Annotated in this window: 18 protein-coding genes and 2 pseudogenes; 19 read left to right on the forward strand and 1 reads right to left on the reverse strand. The window is 68.6% G+C overall.

Going from position 1 to position 18,129, the window contains the following annotated elements; genetic code table 11:
• The 7 genes from AC2W7C_RS02870 to AC2W7C_RS02900 all read left to right on the forward strand — a co-directional run.
• Window positions 1–596: dioxygenase family protein (locus AC2W7C_RS02870; protein WP_486000089.1), on the forward strand; the 596-nt coding region annotated here is incomplete at its 5' end.
• A gap of 175 nt (window positions 597–771) precedes the next feature.
• Complete coding sequence (gene rpsB, locus AC2W7C_RS02875) at window positions 772–1,683, forward strand: 30S ribosomal protein S2 (protein WP_486000090.1); 912 nt, start codon at window positions 772–774, stop codon at window positions 1,681–1,683.
• 108 nt (window positions 1,684–1,791) lie between these two features.
• Window positions 1,792–2,733: a translation elongation factor Ts gene (gene tsf / locus AC2W7C_RS02880; protein WP_486000091.1), complete on the forward strand. Its 942-nt coding sequence runs from the start codon at window positions 1,792–1,794 to the stop codon at window positions 2,731–2,733.
• 222 nt (window positions 2,734–2,955) lie between these two features.
• Window positions 2,956–3,360 (forward strand): hypothetical protein, encoded by a 405-nt coding sequence (locus AC2W7C_RS02885; protein ID WP_486000092.1) that lies wholly within the window; start codon window positions 2,956–2,958, stop codon window positions 3,358–3,360.
• 81 nt (window positions 3,361–3,441) lie between these two features.
• Window positions 3,442–4,398 carry a zinc-binding metallopeptidase family protein gene (locus tag AC2W7C_RS02890; RefSeq protein ID WP_486000093.1) on the forward strand — a complete coding sequence of 319 codons (957 nt, stop codon included), beginning with the start codon at window positions 3,442–3,444 and terminating at the stop codon, window positions 4,396–4,398.
• Entirely contained in the window at window positions 4,350–5,060 is a 711-nt protein-coding gene (locus AC2W7C_RS02895; RefSeq protein ID WP_486000094.1) for a M20/M25/M40 family metallo-hydrolase, read from the forward strand. The genes AC2W7C_RS02890 and AC2W7C_RS02895 overlap by 49 nt, the downstream gene beginning before the upstream one ends.
• Window positions 5,061–5,122: 62 nt before the next feature.
• Complete coding sequence (locus tag AC2W7C_RS02900; protein ID WP_486000095.1) at window positions 5,123–5,614, forward strand: hypothetical protein; 492 nt, start codon at window positions 5,123–5,125, stop codon at window positions 5,612–5,614.
• Window positions 5,615–5,645: 31 nt separating this feature from the next.
• On the opposite strand, the gene AC2W7C_RS02905 is transcribed toward AC2W7C_RS02900, so the two are convergent.
• The gene (locus AC2W7C_RS02905) at window positions 5,646–6,755 is read right to left on the reverse strand and encodes a serine hydrolase domain-containing protein (RefSeq protein ID WP_486000096.1); all 1,110 of its coding nucleotides are present in this window, start codon (window positions 6,753–6,755) and stop codon (window positions 5,646–5,648) included.
• A gap of 83 nt (window positions 6,756–6,838) precedes the next feature.
• Between AC2W7C_RS02905 and AC2W7C_RS02910 the strand changes: the two genes are divergently transcribed.
• From AC2W7C_RS02910 to dnaE, 12 genes and pseudogenes are all read left to right on the forward strand, one after another.
• Window positions 6,839–7,390, forward strand: a complete 552-nt coding sequence (locus AC2W7C_RS02910) for a helix-turn-helix domain-containing protein (RefSeq protein ID WP_486000097.1) — start codon at window positions 6,839–6,841, stop codon at window positions 7,388–7,390.
• 55 nt (window positions 7,391–7,445) lie between these two features.
• Window positions 7,446–7,882: pseudogene (gene mce / locus AC2W7C_RS02915) on the forward strand (methylmalonyl-CoA epimerase).
• A complete protein-coding gene (locus AC2W7C_RS02920) occupies window positions 7,882–8,142 on the forward strand; it encodes a DUF1467 family protein (RefSeq protein ID WP_486000098.1) in 261 nt (86 codons plus the stop codon). The pseudogene mce and the gene AC2W7C_RS02920 overlap by 1 nt, the downstream one beginning before the upstream one ends.
• 75 nt (window positions 8,143–8,217) lie before the next feature.
• Window positions 8,218–8,910, forward strand: coding sequence for a hypothetical protein (locus AC2W7C_RS02925; RefSeq protein ID WP_486000099.1), 693 nt, complete (start codon window positions 8,218–8,220; stop codon window positions 8,908–8,910).
• Between the two features lie 76 nt (window positions 8,911–8,986).
• Window positions 8,987–10,303: a proline--tRNA ligase gene (gene proS, locus AC2W7C_RS02930; protein ID WP_486000100.1), complete on the forward strand. Its 1,317-nt coding sequence runs from the start codon at window positions 8,987–8,989 to the stop codon at window positions 10,301–10,303.
• A complete protein-coding gene (locus AC2W7C_RS02935; protein WP_486000101.1) occupies window positions 10,300–11,601 on the forward strand; it encodes a lipoprotein-releasing ABC transporter permease subunit in 1,302 nt (433 codons plus the stop codon). Before proS ends, AC2W7C_RS02935 begins: the two co-directional genes overlap by 4 nt.
• A complete protein-coding gene (locus AC2W7C_RS02940) occupies window positions 11,594–12,352 on the forward strand; it encodes an ABC transporter ATP-binding protein (RefSeq protein WP_486000102.1) in 759 nt (252 codons plus the stop codon). Before AC2W7C_RS02935 ends, AC2W7C_RS02940 begins: the two co-directional genes overlap by 8 nt.
• A gap of 216 nt (window positions 12,353–12,568) precedes the next feature.
• Entirely contained in the window at window positions 12,569–13,042 is a 474-nt protein-coding gene (locus AC2W7C_RS02945; RefSeq protein ID WP_486000106.1) for a response regulator, read from the forward strand.
• Window positions 13,030–13,200: a LuxR C-terminal-related transcriptional regulator gene (locus tag AC2W7C_RS02950; protein WP_486000103.1), complete on the forward strand. Its 171-nt coding sequence runs from the start codon at window positions 13,030–13,032 to the stop codon at window positions 13,198–13,200. The genes AC2W7C_RS02945 and AC2W7C_RS02950 overlap by 13 nt, the downstream gene beginning before the upstream one ends.
• A gap of 66 nt (window positions 13,201–13,266) precedes the next feature.
• Entirely contained in the window at window positions 13,267–13,692 is a 426-nt protein-coding gene (locus tag AC2W7C_RS02955) for a hypothetical protein (protein ID WP_486000104.1), read from the forward strand.
• Between the two features lie 168 nt (window positions 13,693–13,860).
• Window positions 13,861–14,415 (forward strand): hypothetical protein, encoded by a 555-nt coding sequence (locus tag AC2W7C_RS02960; protein ID WP_486000105.1) that lies wholly within the window; start codon window positions 13,861–13,863, stop codon window positions 14,413–14,415.
• Window positions 14,416–14,831: 416 nt separating this feature from the next.
• Window positions 14,832–18,129: pseudogene (dnaE, locus tag AC2W7C_RS02965) on the forward strand (DNA polymerase III subunit alpha); the annotation flags it as partial.

An 18,129-nucleotide genomic window follows, 5' to 3' on the forward strand; every position in this document is an offset into this window, starting at 1 on the left:
GGTCGGCCGGCGACGCCCAGTCCAGCGAGGCGCGGGCCGGTGAGGGGCGGGTCCGCCCGAATCTTTACGCCTGCGAGGGCTGCGAAGCGGTCGCCGAGCGCGATCCGGCCGCCTTGCCGTCGATCCTGCGGCTGGCCGGGCCGACCGAGCCCGGCGAGCGGATGCGTCTGACGGGCCGAGTGCTGGCCGCCGACGGCGTCACGCCGGCCCCGGGCGTGGTGATCTACGCCCACCACACCAATGCGGCGGGCCTGTACGCCGGCGGAACCGCCGAGACGACGTGGAGCCGCCGTCATGGTCGCCTGCGCGGCTGGGTCAGGACCGACGCCCAGGGACGCTACGCCTTCGACACCATCAAGCCCGCGCCCTATCCGGACATGACCATGCCTGCGCACGTGCACCTGTTCCTTCAGGAGCCCGGTCGACGGCCGTACTATATCGACGACGTGGTCTTCGGCGGCGAATTCGGCGTCGACGCCGCCTATCGCGCCCGGCAGGAATTGCGTGGCGGCTCGGGGATCGTGCGGCTAGGCCGGACCGGCGACGGGACCTGGACCGCCGTCCGCGACATCCGGCTGGAGCGCCATCCAGGCTGATCGAGGCCGCATCCCGGCGCCGCTTGCCTTTCGGTCCCTCATGCCCTAAATGCGCGCCCACTTCACACGCAGGCGTGGCGCGTTTCGGGGAGACATCCCGATCCGCTCCGTTCCGAGGGCCACTCCGGCCTTTCAGCGCCTGCGGCGGAATAATCGGAAGAAGGACTGACTACAGATGGCTCTGCCTGAATTCTCCATGCGTTCGCTGCTCGAAGCCGGCGCCCACTTCGGCCACCAGACGCACCGCTGGAACCCGAAGATGGACAAGTACATCTTCGGCTCGCGCTCCAACATCCACATCATCGACCTGTCGCAGACGATGCCGCTGCTGCACCAGGCGCTGGTCGAGGTTCGCAACGTCGCCGCCAAGGGCGGCCGCGTGCTGTTCGTCGGCACCAAGCGCCAGGCCGCCGATCCGGTCGCCGAGGCCGCCAAGCGCTGCGCCCAGTACTACATGAACAACCGCTGGCTCGGCGGCACCCTGACCAACTGGAAGACGGTCTCGGGCTCGATCGCCCGCCTGCGCGAACTGGACGCCCTGCTGGAGTCGGGCGGCGAGGGCCGCAACAAGCGCGAACTGCTCAGCCTGCAGCGCGAACGCGACAAGCTGGACGCCTCGCTGGGCGGCATCAAGGACATGGGCGGCATTCCCGACATCATGTTCGTGATCGACACCAACAAGGAGTCGATCGCCATCCTGGAAGCCCGCAAGCTGAACATCCCGATCATCGCGATCCTGGACACCAACTCGGATCCGGACGGCATCACCTATCCGGTGCCGGGCAACGACGACGCCGCGCGCGCCATCCAGACCTACTGCGACCTGATCGCCGACGCCGTCCTGGACGGCCTGGCCGCCGGCCAGTCGGCCGCGGGCGTGGACCTGGGCGCGGCGATCAACCCGGAAGAGCCGATGCTGCGCGAGGCCTCGGCCCCGGTCGCCGCTGAAGCCGCGCCGGAAGGCACGGAAGGCGTCGCCGCTGAGCTGGAAGCCGCCGCCGAGCAGCCCGCCGTCGCCGACGAAGCCGCTCAGGAAGCGACTTCGGAAGCCAACGACGCCGTCGAGACCGAGAAGGCCGCGGTCTGAAGACCGCACGACGGTCTTCGATCTGAAGGCCGTGCGTTGAACTGACATACGGCCGGGGCAAAACACCCCGGCCGTTCCCGCATACGAATACACCTTAGGAGACTACCAATGGCCGAGATCACTGCCGCCCTCGTGAAGGAGCTTCGCGAGCGTTCGGGCGTCGGCATGATGGACTGCAAGAAGGCGCTGCAGGAAACGGGCGGCGACATCGACGCGGCCATCGACTGGCTGCGCGCCAAGGGCCTCTCGAAGGCCGCCAAGAAGGCCGACCGCGTCGCCGCCGAGGGCCTGGTCGCCGTCGCGTCCAAGGAAGACGGCAAGGGCGAAGTCGCCGCCGCCATCGAGTTCAACGCCGAGACGGACTTCGTCGCCCGCAACGAGCTGTTCCAGAACGCCGCCAAGGCCTTCGCGGCCCACGGCCTGGAGCACGACACGGTCGAGTCGCTGCACGGCGCCGTGCTGGAGAACGGCAAGTCGATCCAGGACGAAGTGACCAACATGATCGCCACCATCGGCGAGAACATGCAGCTGCGCCGCGCGGCCCGTCTGGCCGTGTCGGAAGGCGTCGTCTCGACCTATGTGCACAATGCGGTGTCGCCGGGCGTCGGCCGCATCGGCGTGCTGGTCGCCCTGGAAGGCGAGGGCGACAAGACCGCCCTGCGCGAACTGGGCCGCAAGATCGCCATGCACGTCGCGGCCACCTCGCCGCTGTCGCTGAACACCGACGACCTGGACCCCGCGGCCATCGAGAAGGAACGTCAGGTCCTGACCGAGAAGGCCAAGGAAGAAGGCCGTCCGGAGAACATGATCGCCAAGATCGTGGAAGGTCAGATCAACAAGTTCCAGAAGGACGTGGTGCTGACCAAGCAGCCGTTCGTCATGGACCCGGACGTCACCGTCGAGCAGCTGGTGGCCAACTCGGCCAAGGAGCTGGGCTCGTCGAACCTGCACCTGGCCGGCTTCGTCCGCCTGGCGCTGGGCGAAGGCGTCGAGAAGGTCGAAGGCCCGGACTTCGCCTCGGAAGTCGCCTCGATGATGGGCGGCCAATAAAGGTCGTCGTCCTTCGGGATCGAAGATGGAGGGGCCGGCGGCTTGGGTCGCCGGCCCTTTCTTCATGCCCACGTCCCATCCCCGCTCATCCCCGCGAAAGCGGGGACCCAGTGCTTTCGCTGAGGCGCCGGAGGTCGGGATTGCCGTCGGAGCGCACCGGTCGTACCGATCGCCCAAAAGAACAGGGTCCCCGCTTTCGCGGGGATGAGCGGGTTTAAGAGAATGACCCAGAACGATCCCGATTTTGAACACGACGGCGGCGGCTACGACGCCGACGACTGGTCCCGGCTGGAGGCCTTCACCGGCCGGATCGCGGCGCTGGAGGATGTCCAGGCCAAGCGCGCCGTCTTCGCGCTGAGCGACACGGCCGACCCCCGCGTCATCGACATGGATCTGCCCCAGCCGCTGATCTGGTGGGAGACGGACGGCGAGCAGGCGGCGGTGGCCGTCCAGGCCGAGAGCCACATCGGTCCCGAGGGCGACGAGATGGACGTGCTGGGCCTGATCCTGCCCGACGGAAGCGCCGTGGTGGCCCTGATGGACGACGTCGACCTGGTCGACGCCACGGACCCCGTCTGGCGCAAGCTGGTCGAGGACGCCATCGATCCGGACGCCGCGACGGACTGACACGGTCCCTGCGTTCTTCCTTTGCACAACGGTCAGGCTTGGGGTCCTATCGCCGCCGTTCAGTGATTCAGGGGAGCTTCCATGCGTCTGGCCGCCTTGTTGTCCGCAACCGCCCTGGCCCTCACGGCCATTCCGCTCGCCGCGCCCGCCGCCGCCCAGGCGCCGGACCGCGTCGCGATCAACGGCATCATCGATCAGGGCTTCAACCACTCCGAGGTGATGGAGACCGCCGCCTGGCTGACCGACCGCATCGGCGGCCGGATGACCAACTCGCCCCAGATGCGTCAGGCCGAGGCCTGGACCGCCCAGCGCTTCCGCGACTGGGGCCTGTCCAATGTCCGCCCCGATCCGTTCGAGTTCGGCCGCGGCTGGTCGATCGTCCGCGCCAGCGCCCGAATGACCGCCCCGCGCCCGCTGGATCTGCGCGTCATACCGGTCGCCTGGACGCCCGGCACCAACGGCGTGATCAGCGCCGGCGTGGTGGTCGCCCCGATGACCAGCCCCGGCGACTTCGCCCGCTGGCGCGGCAAGCTGTCGGGCAAGATCGTCATGGTCACGCGTCCGGACACCGGCTCGGAGCCCACCGAGGCCCCGTTCCGCCGCTGGACCGACGAGGAGCTGCGCAGCCGCAACACCTACGCCCAGCCTTCGCATTCGGCCCCCAGCACCGATCGCCTGCGCGAGGCCGAGTTCGCCGCGCGCCTGGACGCCTTCCTGGCCGAGGAAGGGGCCCTGGCCTGGGTGAAGATGTCCCAGCGCGACGGGGGTCTGCTGCACGGCACCGGCTACACCTACCGCGTCGGCGCCACGCCGCGTATCCCTGGCCTGGAGCTGGCGGCCGAGGACTATCGGCGCCTGGCCCGCCTGGCCCTGACCGACGCCCCGCCGACGCTGGAGCTGATGAGCGAGGTCCGCTTCCACGACGAGGACGTCAACGCCTACAACATCCTGGCCGACATCCCCGGGACCGACCGGTCGGCGAATACGTCATGGCCGGCGCCCACCTGGACAGCTGGGTCGCCTCGGACGGAGCGGTAGACAACGCCGCCGGCAGCGCCGTGGTGATGGAAGCCGCGCGCATCCTCAAGGCCCTGGGCGTGCGGCCCAAGCGCACCATCCGCTTCGCCCTGTGGAACGGGGAAGAGCAGGGGCTGCTGGGCTCGCTGGCCTATGTCGACAAATACGTGGCCACCCGCGCGCCCTTGGGCGACGCCGAGCTGGACGCCCTGCCGGCCAACCGCACCTGGCGCGCCCGCTGGCCGATCCAGCCCCGCGCCGGCCACGGCCAGCTGGTCGCCTACTTCAACCTGGACAACGGCTCGGGCCGCATCCGCGGCATCAACGCCGAGGGCAACGTCGCCGCCGCGCCGATCTTCCAGGAATGGCTGGAACCGTTCGCCAGCATGGGCGCCTCGACGGTGTCGCTGCGCACCTCGGGCGGCACCGACCACGTCTACATGCAGACGGTTGGAATTCCGGGCTTCCAGTTCATCCAGGACCCGCTCGACTACGGCAGCCGCCTGCACCACACCTCGATCGACAGCTACGATCACCTGAAGCCCGAGGACCTGCGCCAGGCCGCGGTGATCATGGCCGCCTTCCTGCTGAACGCCGCCAACTCCGACGAGCCCCTGCCGCGCATGCCGCTGCCGACCCAGCCGCGGCCGACGGATCCGTTCGCCTATCCGGGCGGGAACTGAGGATGGGTCCGGGCGCGCCGGTCAGCCCGTCGCGCCTGGCTGTCCTCTGGTAGGTTGAAACCATGGTCGTCGCCGCACCCGTTGTCGCAAGCTTGATGCTCTTCGGGGCCAGCGCGCCGGAGAACGCCGACGCCGGCCCGACGCTGTGCTTCCGCTACAGCAGCTTCTCGATCGTCGAAGGCGAGACCTTGGAAGACGTGCGTCTTGGCCTGCACGGCGTCAGGGTCTTCATTGCAAGTCCGCGAGGTCGATACGACCTCTTCGAGAGCGATATTCTCGCTGTGCGCGGAGGCCTCGGCAGGCGTGTCCTGCGATCGGAGACGACCTCCGTCTATCGATCACGCCGTCCGCCTGTCAGCTATGCCGTCCGCGGCCGGTCGGAGTTTTCTCCCGATCGGGACGTTCCGCTTCTTCAGTTGCAGGGGGAGGCGCTTGCCGGGGACGGATCCGACGCGCTCATCTACGCGCGCGCGACCGTGGGCGATCCGGCGTCAAGGCAGTGCGATCGGCGCTACCTGTACGGCTGGGACGTCATGCTGGAGCCGAACGAGTAGCGCTTCGCTCCGACGACCGCGCCGCCGAGCGTCAACCCCGCGTCAGCACATGTCTGGCGATCCGGAAACCCAGCCGGTCGGTGTCGACCAGGTTGGTGTTGGCCAGGACGACGATGGTGACGTCGTCGTCCAGGAGCCTCAGCAGCAGGGTGTTGGCGCCCATGATGCGGCCGGGCCGCTGGGCGAAGCGGCGCGTCGCGCCGCCCGCCTCCAGGGTCGAGACCCATTGGCCGAAGCCGTACTCGTCCAGCCCGGGCGTGAGCATCGCCTCCAGGTCCTCGGCCGCGACCAGTCCGCCGCCGTACAGCCCGCGCGAGAAGACCAGCAGATCGTCGGCCGTCGAATACAGGCCGCCGGCCGCGTACCAATTCTGGCCGTAGGTCGGCAGGTCGACCGCGAGCGGCAAGTCGCCGTCCTTGTAGTAGGTCGAAGCCAGCCGCGGCGTGATCGCCGACTGGACCGCCATGCCGGTCGCGCGCAGTCCCAGCGGGTCCAGCACATGGACTTTCAACGCCTGGTCGTAGGGGACGCCCTCCACCGCCTCGATGATCCGGCCCAGGATCACGTAATCGGCGTTGTTGTAGTCGAAGACGCTTCCCGGCTCGTGCTGCAGCGGCCCGCTGGCGAACCGGTCCGTCAGCGTCTCGGGCGTCTGGGGAGCCTGGTATTGCGGCACGCCCCGGGCCGCCGCCTCGGCGTAGCTGGTCAGGCCCTTGTCGAAATTCTCGATGCCCGAGGTGTGGTTCAGCAGATGGCGGATCCTGACCCGCGCGGCCCCGTCGCCGCGATAGGCGGGCAAGTAGGCGGCGATCGGCTGATCCAGATCGATCCATCCCGCCGCCCTGAGCCGCATCACGATAACGGCCGTCATCAACTTGGTGATCGAGGCGATCCGGTAGGCCGTGTCCGCCGCGCAGGACGTCTCGAAGGCGCGCTCGGCCAGACCGAAGGCGTGTCGTTCGACCTCGCCCTTCGCGCTGATCAGGACCGTTCCGCCGAAGCCGGTCCCGCGCAGCTGCTCGTCCAGGAAGTCCGAGAGCTGAGAGGGCGGGGCGGGCGGTTGCGCTTGGGCCTGTGTGCACGTCGCGACGACCGCGCCCGCGACGCCGGCGGTCCCCGTCAGAAAGCGGCGGCGGTCCATTCTGTCCTCCGGGTCCGGAACGACGTGGCCCGACGGACCGCGCTCGTGTATGCAATATATTACCTCACGCTGGAGGCAATATATTGCCAAGTCAAGTCGCGCCGGACTTCCTGACCTTCGTCGCCGAGAACGTCCGGCGCTATCGCCGGACGGCGGGCCTCAGCCAGAAAGCCCTGGCCGAGCGGTCGGGCGTCAGCCAGCGGATGATCGGCGCCATAGAGGCGGGCTCCAGCACGGTCAGCACGGCGACCCTGGACCGCATCGGCATCGTCTTCGACGCCACCCTCGCCGACCTGGTCAGCGACCCCCGCGGCCCGCGCGGCCGGGCCGTGGACCGGATCGGCTGGGTCGGCGACAAGGGCGGCCAGGGGACCCTGCGCTGGAGCCTGGACGCGCGACGCGAGGTCGACGCCTGGGAATGGCTCCTCGAGCCCGGGGACCGCTACGAGGCGAGCGCCGATCCGGAAGGGTGGCATGTCATGCTTTTCGTCATGGAGGGGACGCTCACCGTCGAGATCGGCGGCGAGCGCGAGACGATCCGCGCGGACGGCTACCTGCTCGACAACCGCCGTCCCCACGCCTTCTCAAACGAGAGCGACCAACCGGTTCGCTTCTTCCGATGCACCAGTTGGTGATCGCCGCGACACCGCGCGCCTTCACCCGCGCCTTCGGACCCGCTAAGCCGTCGCCATGATCGGAAGACTGAACCACGTCGGCGTCGCCACGCCCTCCATCGAGGCCAGCGTCGCCTGTATCGCGACCTGCTGGGCGCGACCAAGGCGCACGCGCCCTTCGACCTGCCGGCCCAGGGCGTGCGGGTCTGCTTCGTCGATCTGCCCAACAGCCAGATCGAGCTGATCGAGCCGCTGGGCGACGACAGCCCCATCCACGGCTTCCTGGCCAAGAACCCCAAGGGCGGCCAGCACCACGTCTGTTTCGAGGTCGAGGACGTCATCGCCGCCCGCGACGCGCTCAGGGCCAAGGGCGCGACCATCCTGGGCACGGGCGAGCCGCGCATCGGGGCCCACGGGACCCCGATCGTCTTCGTCCATCCCAAGGACATGGGCGGGGTGCTGGTCGAACTGATGGAAACGCCCCAAGACTCCAGCGCGCACGGAGCCCGTTGATGCCCATCGGCCCCTTCACCATCGTGGCCATCTACATCGTCTGCTGGTGGACGGTGCTGTTCGCCGTCCTGCCGCTGGGCATGAACCAGGAAGGTCAGGAGAAGCCGACCGACGGCGGCCAGTGGGGCGCCCCGGCCAATCCCAACCTGAAGAAGAAATTCATCACCACCACCTGGGTGGCCGCCCTGGTCTGGCTTCTGGTGCTGGCTCTGGTGTGGATCGGCTGGATGCCGCTGCCCGACCTGGCCCCGCCGGCCTGACGCCGTCAGGTTTGGTCGATTGATCCGTCTCGGGGCCGACTGCTACGCCTGATCCGAACAAGATCGGAGAGCTTCGTGTCGAGATTCTTCCTGCTGACGGCCGCGACGGTCCTGGCCGCCTGCCAGCCCGCGTCCGAGGCCTCGTCGTCGCCCAGGGCGGAGACGGCCGCGCCGACCTCCGCCGCGACCGCTTCCCCGGCGTCGGTTCAGGGCCGGGAGGGAACCGATCCGTTCATCATCGTGCGCGAAACCCGCAGGGGCGGTTCCGGCGCCGACGTCGCCTGGTGGCTGCGCGACATGGACATCCGCCCGACCGGAACCCTGGTCTCCGGCGTCTCCCTCGCCGCGCTGAACGCCCATCGGGGCCCCTCGAAGACGCCCTGGTGCGCCGCCAACGCCCTGTCGCGGAGCTCCTTCCGCGCCGATTCGGCCGGGACCCAGGCGGCGATCGACCAGTCCATGGCCGACACGGCCGCCGCCGACTTCGCCATCCACGGCGCGAACATCACCGGCTCGGGTCCGCAGGACGCGGTCGTCGGCGCGTTCAAGACGTGCGACGGCCAGGTCGGCTCCTTCCTGCTGATCACCGACCGCGAGGCCCGCCCGAACGTCGTGCAGCTCGAGGAATGGCAGGACTGGAAGGGATTGATCCGGCTGCAGGAGCGGGACGACGGCCTGTTCGTGAGCGACTGCTTCGAATGCGACTCGGAACTGCGCATCAGCCTGCCCGAAGGGGCGTTTCCCGATCGGTACCGGCCTGACCGTTAGATCGTCGATGGCCTAGCTTTCGCCCCTCTCGCCCGGCTAAAGCGGTTGTTCCTCGACTGTTTGCCGGATTCTGCCCATGCGCCTGTCGCGCTACTTCCTGCCCACGCTGAAAGAGGCGCCTTCGGACGCCCAGATCGTCTCGCACCAGCTCATGCTGCGCGCCGGCCTGATCCGCCAGGAGGCCGCCGGCATCTACGCCTGGCTGCCGCTGGGCCTGCGGGTGCTCCGGAAGATCGAGCAGATCGTCCGTGAGGAGCAGGTGAGGGCGGGCGCCGTGGAGCTGCTGATGCCGACGCTTCAGCTGGCGGACCTGTGGCGCGAGTCGGGCCGCTACGACGCCTACGGTCCCGAGATGCTGCGCATCACGGACCGGCATGAAAGAGAGCTTCTGTACGGCCCCACCAACGAGGAGATGATCACCGACATCTTCCGGGCCTATGTGAAGTCCTACAAGGCGCTGCCGCTGAACCTCTTCCATATCCAATGGAAGTTCCGCGACGAGCGCCGCCCGCGCTTCGGCGTGATGCGGGGCCGCGAGTTCCTGATGAAGGACGCCTACTCCTTCGACGTCGACGAGGCCTCGGCCCGTCGCGCCTACAACCGCATGTTCGTGGCCTATCTGAACACCTTCGCCCGCATGGGCCTGAAGGCCGTGCCGATGCGCGCTGACACCGGCCCGATCGGCGGCGACCTTTCCCATGAGTTCATCGTCCTGGCCGACACCGGCGAGAGCGCGGTCTTCTGCGACCGCAAGCTGGTCGAGATGCCGGCGCCGGGCGCCGATCTGGACTGGGACGATCTGCAGTCAATCGTTGATCAGCGAACCGCGCTCTACGCCGCGACCGAGGAGATGCACGATCCCGCCGCCTTCGAGGGGCAGACGACCGAGGGCGACCGCCTGTCGGCCCGGGGCATCGAGGTCGGCCACATCTTCTACTTCGGGACCAAGTACTCGGCCCCGATGAAGGCCCGGGTCGCCGGCCCCGACGGCCAGGATGCGGACGTCCACATGGGCAGCTACGGCGTCGGCGTCTCGCGCCTCTTGGGCGCCATCATCGAGGCCAGCCACGACGAGGGCGGCATCATCTGGCCGGACGCGGTGGCGCCGTTCGACGTGGTCGTCATCAACCTGCGCGCCAACGACGACGCCTGTTCGGCCGCCTGCGAGGACGCGGTCGCCAGGCTGGAGGCGCTGGGCAAGGACGTCCTGTACGACGACACCGACGAGCGCCCGGGCGGCAAGTTCGCCACGGCCGACCTGATCGGCGTGCCCTGGCAGCTGACCATCGGGCCCAAGGGGCTGGCGGACGGCGTGGTCGAGTTGAAGCGTCGCGCCACCGGCGAGAAGGTCTCCGTGCCGCTGGCCGAGGCGATCGCGAGGCTGACCGCATGACCGACGCGGCGGCCGCCCGGCCGATCAAGCCCGCCGGGCCGTTCTCCGCCTGGGAGTTCGGCCTGGCGCTGCGCTACCTCCGCGCCAAGCGCAAGGAGGGCGGCATCGCCCTGATCGCCGTCATCTCCTATGTCGCCATCGCGCTGGCGGTCATGGCCCTGATCACGGTCATGAGCATCATGGCCGGCTTCCGCTCGGAGCTGCTCAGCCGCATGCTGTCCTTCAACGGGCACATGTACGTTCAGGGACAGATTCTGACCTCGCCGGAGCGCGAGGCCGCCATCGCCCGGATCAAGGGCGTGCCGGGCGTCGTCCACGTCTCGCCGCTGATCGAGAACACCAGCATCTTCCGCGGCGGCGGCCAGACGACCGGCGGCCTGGTGCGCGGCGTGCGGCCCCAGGACCTGGCGTCGATGACCTACGTCTACGCCAGCCTGTCGCCCGAGGCGAAGCGGACCTTCGGCCAGGGCGCCTACGGCGGCGACAACGTCCTGATCGGCCAGGCGCTGGCGGACCAGCTGGGCCTGCGCGTCGGCTCGTCGATCACCCTGTATTCCCCGACCGGCGCCGACAGCGCCTTCGGCAACCTGGGCGGGCTGGAGAAGACCTATCGCATCGGCGGGATCTTCAAGTCCGGCACCAGCGATTTCGACCAGGCCTTCATCTTCATGCCGCTGGAGCAGGCGCAGCTCTTCTTCGGTAAGGAGGGCGTCTGGGACGTCATCGAGATGAAGGTGCGCGAGCCCGACCAGGTCGAGCGCCTGCTGCCCGCCGTGCGCCAGGCCGCCGGCCCGGCCGCCCTGGTCAGCGACTGGCGCGACCGCCTGGCCGCCTTCTGGGGCGCGCTGAAGGTCGAGCGGGTGGCCATGAGCATCATCCTGGGCCTGGTCGTGGCCATCGCCGCGCTGAACATCATCTCCGGCATCGTCATGCTGGTGAAGAATAAGACCAAGGACATCGCCATCCTGCGCACCGTGGGGGCCAGCCAGTCCTCGATGCTGCGCATCTTCTTCATCGCCGGCGCCGCCATCGGTGTGGCGGGCACCCTGACCGGCCTGGTCCTGGGCCTGCTGTTCTGCCTGAACATCGGCGCCATCCAGCACTTCCTGGAGGGGTTGCTGGGCGTCCAGCTGTTCAACGCCGACGTCTACATGCTGGACGCCGTGCCGGCCCTGGTCGATCCGCTCGATGTCTTCTGGGTCACCGTCTGGTCGGTGTTCATGTCCTGCATCGCCAGCCTGCTGCCGTCCTGGCGGGCGGCCAAGATGGATCCCGTGGAGGCCCTCCGCTATGAGTGATCCACAGGTTCGTCCCCAGAACGCTCCCCAAGCTGCGTCGTCGGCCCCGTCGTCCGAGGCGGTCTTCTCCGCCCGGAACGTCACCCGCACCTACCAGACCGCGTCGGGCGGCCTGACGGTGCTCAAGGGCGTCGACCTGGACGTCATGCCGGGCGAGGTCGTGGGCCTGATCGGGCCCTCGGGCTCGGGCAAGTCGTCGCTGCTGCACGCCGCCGGCCTGCTGGAGCGCCCGACCTCGGGCGAGATCCGCATCGACGGCCGCGAGGTCGGCGGCCTGACCGAGCGGGCGCGCACTCACATCCGGCTCAGCGCCATCGGCTTCGTCTACCAGTTCCACCACCTGCTGCCCGAGTTCGACGCCCGGGACAACGTCGCCCTTCCGCTGCGCATCGCCGGAGTGAAGCTGCCCGAGGCCCGCGCCCGCGCCGAGGAGGTGCTGACCGCGCTGGGCCTCGGAGAACGCCTGAACCACCAGCCGGCCCAGCTGTCCGGCGGCGAACAGCAGCGCGTCGCCGTGGCCCGCGCGCTGGCCAACCGTCCGCGTCTTCTGCTGGCGGACGAACCGACCGGCAACCTGGACCCCGCCACCAGCCAGACGGTGTTCGAGGCGCTGCACGACCTGGTCAAGAAGACCGGCGTCGCGGCCCTGATCGCCACCCACAACATGGAGCTGGCCGGCCACATGGACCGCGTCTTCGCCCTGAAGGACGGCCATCTGGAGGAGCGGCCGGCCGAGAGCCACGCCTACTGAGGGGGCTCCGCGCCCGGGAGGCCGCAATTGCGTGCAACTACGAGGTTTCCCCGAACGGCTCCGCCTGCGATGGTCCGGTCAACCTTTGGGATCGCGTTGCTCCCGCCACACGGTCCGACGAGGCGTTTTGACTGAAGTGACGATGATTGACCGCCTTTTCCGTCCATCGCCGCCGGGCGACCAGCCGAAGCCGACCAGGGAGGCGCCGGCGTGGTGATGACGGACGGGGGGCGTGACGAGGCGATGCGGGATCAGCCGCCTTCGACGGCGAGCCGCCGGGTTCTGGTCATCGACGACGATCCCGCCGTATTGCAGTCGATGCTGCTGGTCTTCCGCGAGGCCGGCTACGAGGCGACGGGCTTCGCCGATCCGCTCGAGGCGCTGAACTGGGCCGCCGACGCCGAGCCCGCCTGCGTCATCGTCGACCTGAAGCTGCCGGGGGTCGAGGGGCTGGATCTGGTCAGCGCCTTCTGCGCCCTGGGCAAGCACGCGGTGATCCTGGTCAGCGCCTTCGTCGACGTCATGACCACGGTCGACGCCATGCGACTGGGCGTTGACGACGTCATCGTCAAGCCGGCCCGCCCCGAGACCGTTGTGGCCGCCGTCGACCGCGCCCAGACCGCGCTCTCCATGCTGGCCCGCGCGGCGCCGTCACCTTCACCCGCCGCGAACGTCAGGTGGCCGAGCTGATCGTCGCCGGCCGCACCACCAAGCAGATCGCCCAGTTCCTGAACCTCAGCCCGCGCACGGTCGAGTTCTTCCGGGCCAGCCTGCTGAAGAAGACCTCCTCGCCCAACACCGCCGCCCTGGCCTCGGCCCTGACGCGTCTGGGCATCGTCGGCGACTGACCCCCGCTTTCCGCCGCCCCGGGACGTGGGTTAGGCTTGCGCCGTCTCCATCCGACGAGGGCCGCCATGAACCGCCGCATCCTTCCCGCCATTCTGGCCACCGGTGTCATTTCCGGATTCGCCGCCTGCGACCGCGCCGAGACGCCGCCGGTCCGGGCGCCGGAGACGACGATCACCCCGACGGAGGCCGCGGCCATTCCGGAGGCCGTCCGCGCCGCCGCCCTGGCCGTCCGGCCCGGCATGGTCATCGCCGAGGCCGAGCTGAAGGAGCGAGAGGGGCGGCGCTACTACGATGTCGAGGGAACCCTGGACGGCGCCGAGATCGAACTGGATTTGCTGGAGACGCCCCAGGGCTGGACGGTCGTCGAGATCCAGCGCGACATCGACTGGACGCGGCCCCCGCCGAGGTCCGCGCCGCCGCCGCCCGCGCCCGCGCCGGCTTCACGCCCGTGCGCGTCATCGAGAGCGCCCAGGCGGATGGAAGCGCGGTGATCTACGAACTGTTCGCCGAGGGGCAGCCGGAGACGCCCGCGCTGGAGGTGAAGCTGGCCGAGGGGAGGGCGGAGGTGCTGAAGGCGGCGTGGCCGCATTGACAGCCATTGTCTGGCTCCAAGTGAACAATCATCGTCACCGGACAACTCAGACTAGGGATTGCCAGCCGTGTACGAAGGTAACGCCGTCGAGGCCTCCGATAAAATGCTTGTCGCCATCGGGGCGTTCGCGCTGAACTGGTCGGTTCTGGAAATGGGCTTAGATTTCTGGGCTGCAATCGTATGGCACCAGTTCGAAGGCAAGAATATTGCAAAAGCAAATCCAAGGAATCTGGCCAATAAGATCACTTTTCTGGAGGCGTCCACTGCTACGTGTTCGCGATTGGTAGCCGTCGCCGATACCTTGCGAGATTTGCTAACCAGAGTAAGAAATCTAATAGATACCAGGCATCATCTTATACACGGCGCTGTATACGCGGCTCTTGAGGACGAGAGTCTAAATTTGGTTCGCTTGATCCATGACAAACAGGGTTTTCATTCCGGCGAGCAGATCAACCTGACCTTGGAAGAAGTGCGAACAGGCGCGGCGGAAGCGAAGCGCCTTGCCAACCAGATCCTGACAATCGCCTTGCTTCTCGAGGCTGCCGCGCGGGGTGAACACGACTTGGCGACGCCCCGATGCCGGTGGTTTGACACCCTTGACGTGAACACAACAAGAACATAGAACAGACCCGGAACATCGATCCGGGAGAATGGTCATGGCGCGTTGGGTGAGGGATCTGCTGTCGCTGGCGTCGTGCGGCGGCTTCGTCTGGATGGTCTGGCAGGCCGCACTGATGGCGACGGCCGCCTGAGGCGGTCCGAACTCTGGACACGGGCGGCGGCGGGCTGAACTCCGAAATCTCCGCGATTTCAGAGAGGTGAGGCTCGACTTTAGACGCTTCAGACTCTCTGAACCCTCTCTTTCCGTCCCCCTTCGCGCTGGATTTCGGCGCGTCCGTCCGGAGCGCGGGCCCTATCCACAGCCGCCGCCGTTTCGGCGGGGATACGGACCGGTTTCCGGTGTTCCGCGCGGGCGCGATGTGAGACTCGGACTAGGCTTCGGACCTGAAGCGGAGAGACGGCGGAACGGGCGACGGCGTGAACGAACAGGGCTTCATCCATCTGCGGGTCCGCTCGGCCTATTCGCTGCTGGAAGGCGCGATCAAGGCGGGCAAGGTCGCGCGGCTGGCGGCCGACGCGGGCATGCCGGCGGTGGCGGTGGCCGACCGGGCCAACCTGTTCGGGGCTCTGGAGTTCAGCCAGGCGGCCAAGGACGCGGGCGTCCAGCCGCTGATCGCCTGCGCCCTGCCGGTCACCGGCATCGGCGGACGGATCAACGAGCGCTGGGCCAAGGTCCCGACCGTGGTGCTGATCGTCCAGAACGAGACCGGCTGGCTGAACCTGTGCGCCCTGTCGTCGGCCGCCTATCTGGATGCGGGCGCGATGGACGAGCCGGGCGTGCCCTGGGACCGGGTGGTCGAGCATTCCGACGGTCTGCTGCTGCTGTCCGGCGGTCCCGACGGCCCGGTCGATCCCCTGTTCGTCCAGGGCAAGACGACCGAGGGGAACGCCGCGCTCAACGAGATGCTGGCGACCTTCCAGGACCGGCTCTACGTCGAACTGCAGCGCCACGGCCTGCCCAGCGAAAGCCAGGCCGAGCGCGGCCTGGTCGCCTGGGCCTATGAGAACGACATCCCCCTGGTCGCCACCAACGACGTCCACTACGCCAAGGCCGCGCAGGCCCGGTCGCACGACGCCCTGCTGTGCATCGCCGACGGGGCCTTCACCGGCCAGGAGGACCGCCGCCGAATCACCGACCAGCATTGGTTCAAGCCCGCCGCGGCGATGCGCGAGCTGTTCGCCGACCTGCCCGAGGCCTGCGACACGACGATCGACATCGCCCGCCGGTGCGCCTTCCTGGTCACCACGCGCGCGCCGATCCTGCCGCGCTTCGACACCGGCGCCGGCCGCTCCGAGCCCGACGAACTGCTGCACCAGGCCCGCGAGGGGCTGAAGGTCCGCCTGACCGAGGTGACGCCCGCGGCGCCCGAGGAGGAGTACTGGAAGCGGCTGGAGTGGGAGGTCGGGATCATCACCCAGATGGGGTTCCCGGGCTACTTCCTGATCGTGTCGGACTTCATCAAATGGGCCAAGCACCACGGCATCCCCGTGGGGCCGGGGCGGGGGTCCGGCGCGGGCTCCCTGGTCGCCTGGGCCCTGACCATCACCGACCTGGACCCCTTGCGCTTCGGCCTGCTGTTCGAGCGCTTCCTGAACCCCGAACGGGTGTCGATGCCCGACTTCGACATCGACTTCTGCCAGGAGCGGCGGGAAGAGGTGATCGCCTATGTGCAGGAGCACTACGGCAAGGACCGCGTCGCCCAGATCATCACCTTCGGCACGCTTCAGGCCCGCGCCGTGCTGCGCGACGTCGGCCGGGTGCTGCAGATGCCGCTGGGCCAGGTCGACCGGCTGGCCAAGATGGTGCCGGCCAACCCCGCCAATCCGGTGACCCTGGCCCAGGCGATCGAGCTGGAGCCCCGTCTGAAGGAGGCGCGCGACGCCGAGCGCTCGGTCGCCAACCTCTTGGACACGGCGCTGGAGCTGGAGGGCCTGTACCGCAACGCCTCGACCCACGCCGCCGGCATCGTCATCGGCGACCGGCCGCTGACCGAGCTGGTGCCGCTGTACCAGGACCCGCGCTCCGACATTCCGGCGACCCAGTTCAACATGAAGTGGGTCGAGCCGGCAGGCCTGGTGAAGTTCGACTTCCTGGGCCTGAAGACCCTGACGGTGCTGGACCGCGCCCACGGCTATCTGAAGCGCCGCGGCGCCGCGCCCGAGTGGAACCAGCTGCCGCTGGACGACAAGCCGACCTATGAGCTGATGGCGTCGGGCCAGACGGTCGGGGTGTTCCAGCTGGAATCCCAGGGCATGCGCGACACCCTGCGCAAGATGCGCTGCGGCTCCATCGAGGAGATCACCGCCCTGATCTCCCTCTACCGCCGGGCCGATGGAGATGATCGACACCTACATCGACCGCAAATTCGGCCGGGCCGAGGTCGACTATCTGCACCCCACCCTGACCGAGGTGCTGACCGAGACCTACGGCGTCATCATCTACCAGGAGCAGGTGATGAAGATCGCCCAGATCCTGGCCGGATACAGCCTGGGCGAGGCCGACCTGCTGCGCCGCGCCATGGGCAAGAAGAAGAAGGAGGAGATGGACTTCCAGCGGGCGCGCTTCATCAAGGGCGCGTCCGAGAAGGGGGTCTCCGAGCAGCAGTCGGGCGGCATCTTCGACCTGGTGGCCAAGTTCGCCGGCTACGGCTTCAACAAGTCGCACGCCGCGGCCTACGCCCTGATCAGCTTCCAGACCGGCTGGTTGAAGGCCAACCACCCGGTCGAGTTCATGGCCGCGTCCATGTCGCTGGATCTCAGCAACACCGACAAGCTGGCTGTCTTCTATCAGGATTGCCGCCGTTTCGACGTGCCGGTGAAGGCGCCGGACGTGAACCGGTCCTCGGCGGACTTCGATGTCGAGTGGGAGGACGGTCCGGACGGGGCGAAGGGCTCGGTCCTCTACGCCCTGGGCGCCATCCGCAACGTCGGCCTGGAGGCCATGAAGCACCTGGTCGAGGTCCGCGAGACCGGCGGCCGCTTCACCGACATCTTCGACTTCCTGGAGCGGGTCGATCCGAAATACGTCAACAAGCGCGCGTTGGAGAACCTGGCCCGCGCCGGCGCCTTCGACAGCTTCCATTCCAACCGCCGCCAGCTGGTCGAGCAGGCCGACAAGTTGATCGCCTACTGCCAGAGCGTGGCCGCCGAGCGGGCCTCGTCCCAGGTCAGCCTGTTCGGCGGCGACCAGGCCGGCGCCGCCCGCCCGCGCCTGACCCCGGTCGAGCCCTGGGTCGGACCCGAGAAACTGGACCAGGAGCTGGCCGCGGTGGGCTTCTACCTGTCCGGCCACCCGCTGGAGGACATGGCCCCGGCGCTGAAGCGCAAGCGCGTCACCTTTGTCGCGGAGGCGGTCCAGCTGGCCGAAAGCGGCCACGAGGCCTTCCTGATGGCCGGGGTGGTGCGCCGCCGTCAGGAGCGGGCCAGCGCCCGCACCGGCGAGAAATTCGCCTTCGTCACCTTCTCGGACCCGACGGGCGAGTTCGAATGCCTGTTCCCGCCCGAGCAACTGCGCAAATGCCGCGAGACCCTGGAGGCCGGGGCCTCGGTCATGGTCCGGGTCCGCGCCAAGTCGGCCGACGGCGAGGTGCGCTTCTTCGGCGACGACGCCACCCGGCTGGAGACCCTGATCGACGACAGCCAGATGGGCCTGCGCATCCATGTCTCGGCCCGCGGCGCCGATCCCCAGGCCCTGCGCGCCCGGCTGGAGCGGGCG

It is taken from the genome of Brevundimonas sp. CURTG3B2_SDJG (assembly GCF_057364705.1).

What these genes read in the sequence shown, in the direction of transcription:
- rpsB (WP_486000090.1), top strand. Translation starts at nt 772, where the DNA reads ATGGCTCTGCCTGAATTCTCCATGCGTTCGCTGCTCGAAGCCGGCGCC.
- tsf (WP_486000091.1), top strand. Translation starts at nt 1,792, where the DNA reads ATGGCCGAGATCACTGCCGCCCTCGTGAAGGAGCTTCGCGAGCGTTCG.
- AC2W7C_RS02885 (WP_486000092.1), top strand. Translation starts at nt 2,956, where the DNA reads ATGACCCAGAACGATCCCGATTTTGAACACGACGGCGGCGGCTACGAC.
- AC2W7C_RS02890 (WP_486000093.1), top strand. Translation starts at nt 3,442, where the DNA reads ATGCGTCTGGCCGCCTTGTTGTCCGCAACCGCCCTGGCCCTCACGGCC.
- AC2W7C_RS02895 (WP_486000094.1), top strand. Translation starts at nt 4,350, where the DNA reads ATGGCCGGCGCCCACCTGGACAGCTGGGTCGCCTCGGACGGAGCGGTA.
- AC2W7C_RS02900 (WP_486000095.1), top strand. Translation starts at nt 5,123, where the DNA reads ATGGTCGTCGCCGCACCCGTTGTCGCAAGCTTGATGCTCTTCGGGGCC.
- AC2W7C_RS02905 (WP_486000096.1), bottom strand. Translation starts at nt 6,755, where the DNA reads ATGGACCGCCGCCGCTTTCTGACGGGGACCGCCGGCGTCGCGGGCGCG.
- AC2W7C_RS02920 (WP_486000098.1), top strand. Translation starts at nt 7,882, where the DNA reads ATGCCCATCGGCCCCTTCACCATCGTGGCCATCTACATCGTCTGCTGG.
- proS (WP_486000100.1), top strand. Translation starts at nt 8,987, where the DNA reads ATGCGCCTGTCGCGCTACTTCCTGCCCACGCTGAAAGAGGCGCCTTCG.
- AC2W7C_RS02935 (WP_486000101.1), top strand. Translation starts at nt 10,300, where the DNA reads ATGACCGACGCGGCGGCCGCCCGGCCGATCAAGCCCGCCGGGCCGTTC.
- AC2W7C_RS02940 (WP_486000102.1), top strand. Translation starts at nt 11,594, where the DNA reads ATGAGTGATCCACAGGTTCGTCCCCAGAACGCTCCCCAAGCTGCGTCG.
- AC2W7C_RS02945 (WP_486000106.1), top strand. Translation starts at nt 12,569, where the DNA reads ATGACGGACGGGGGGCGTGACGAGGCGATGCGGGATCAGCCGCCTTCG.
- AC2W7C_RS02955 (WP_486000104.1), top strand. Translation starts at nt 13,267, where the DNA reads ATGAACCGCCGCATCCTTCCCGCCATTCTGGCCACCGGTGTCATTTCC.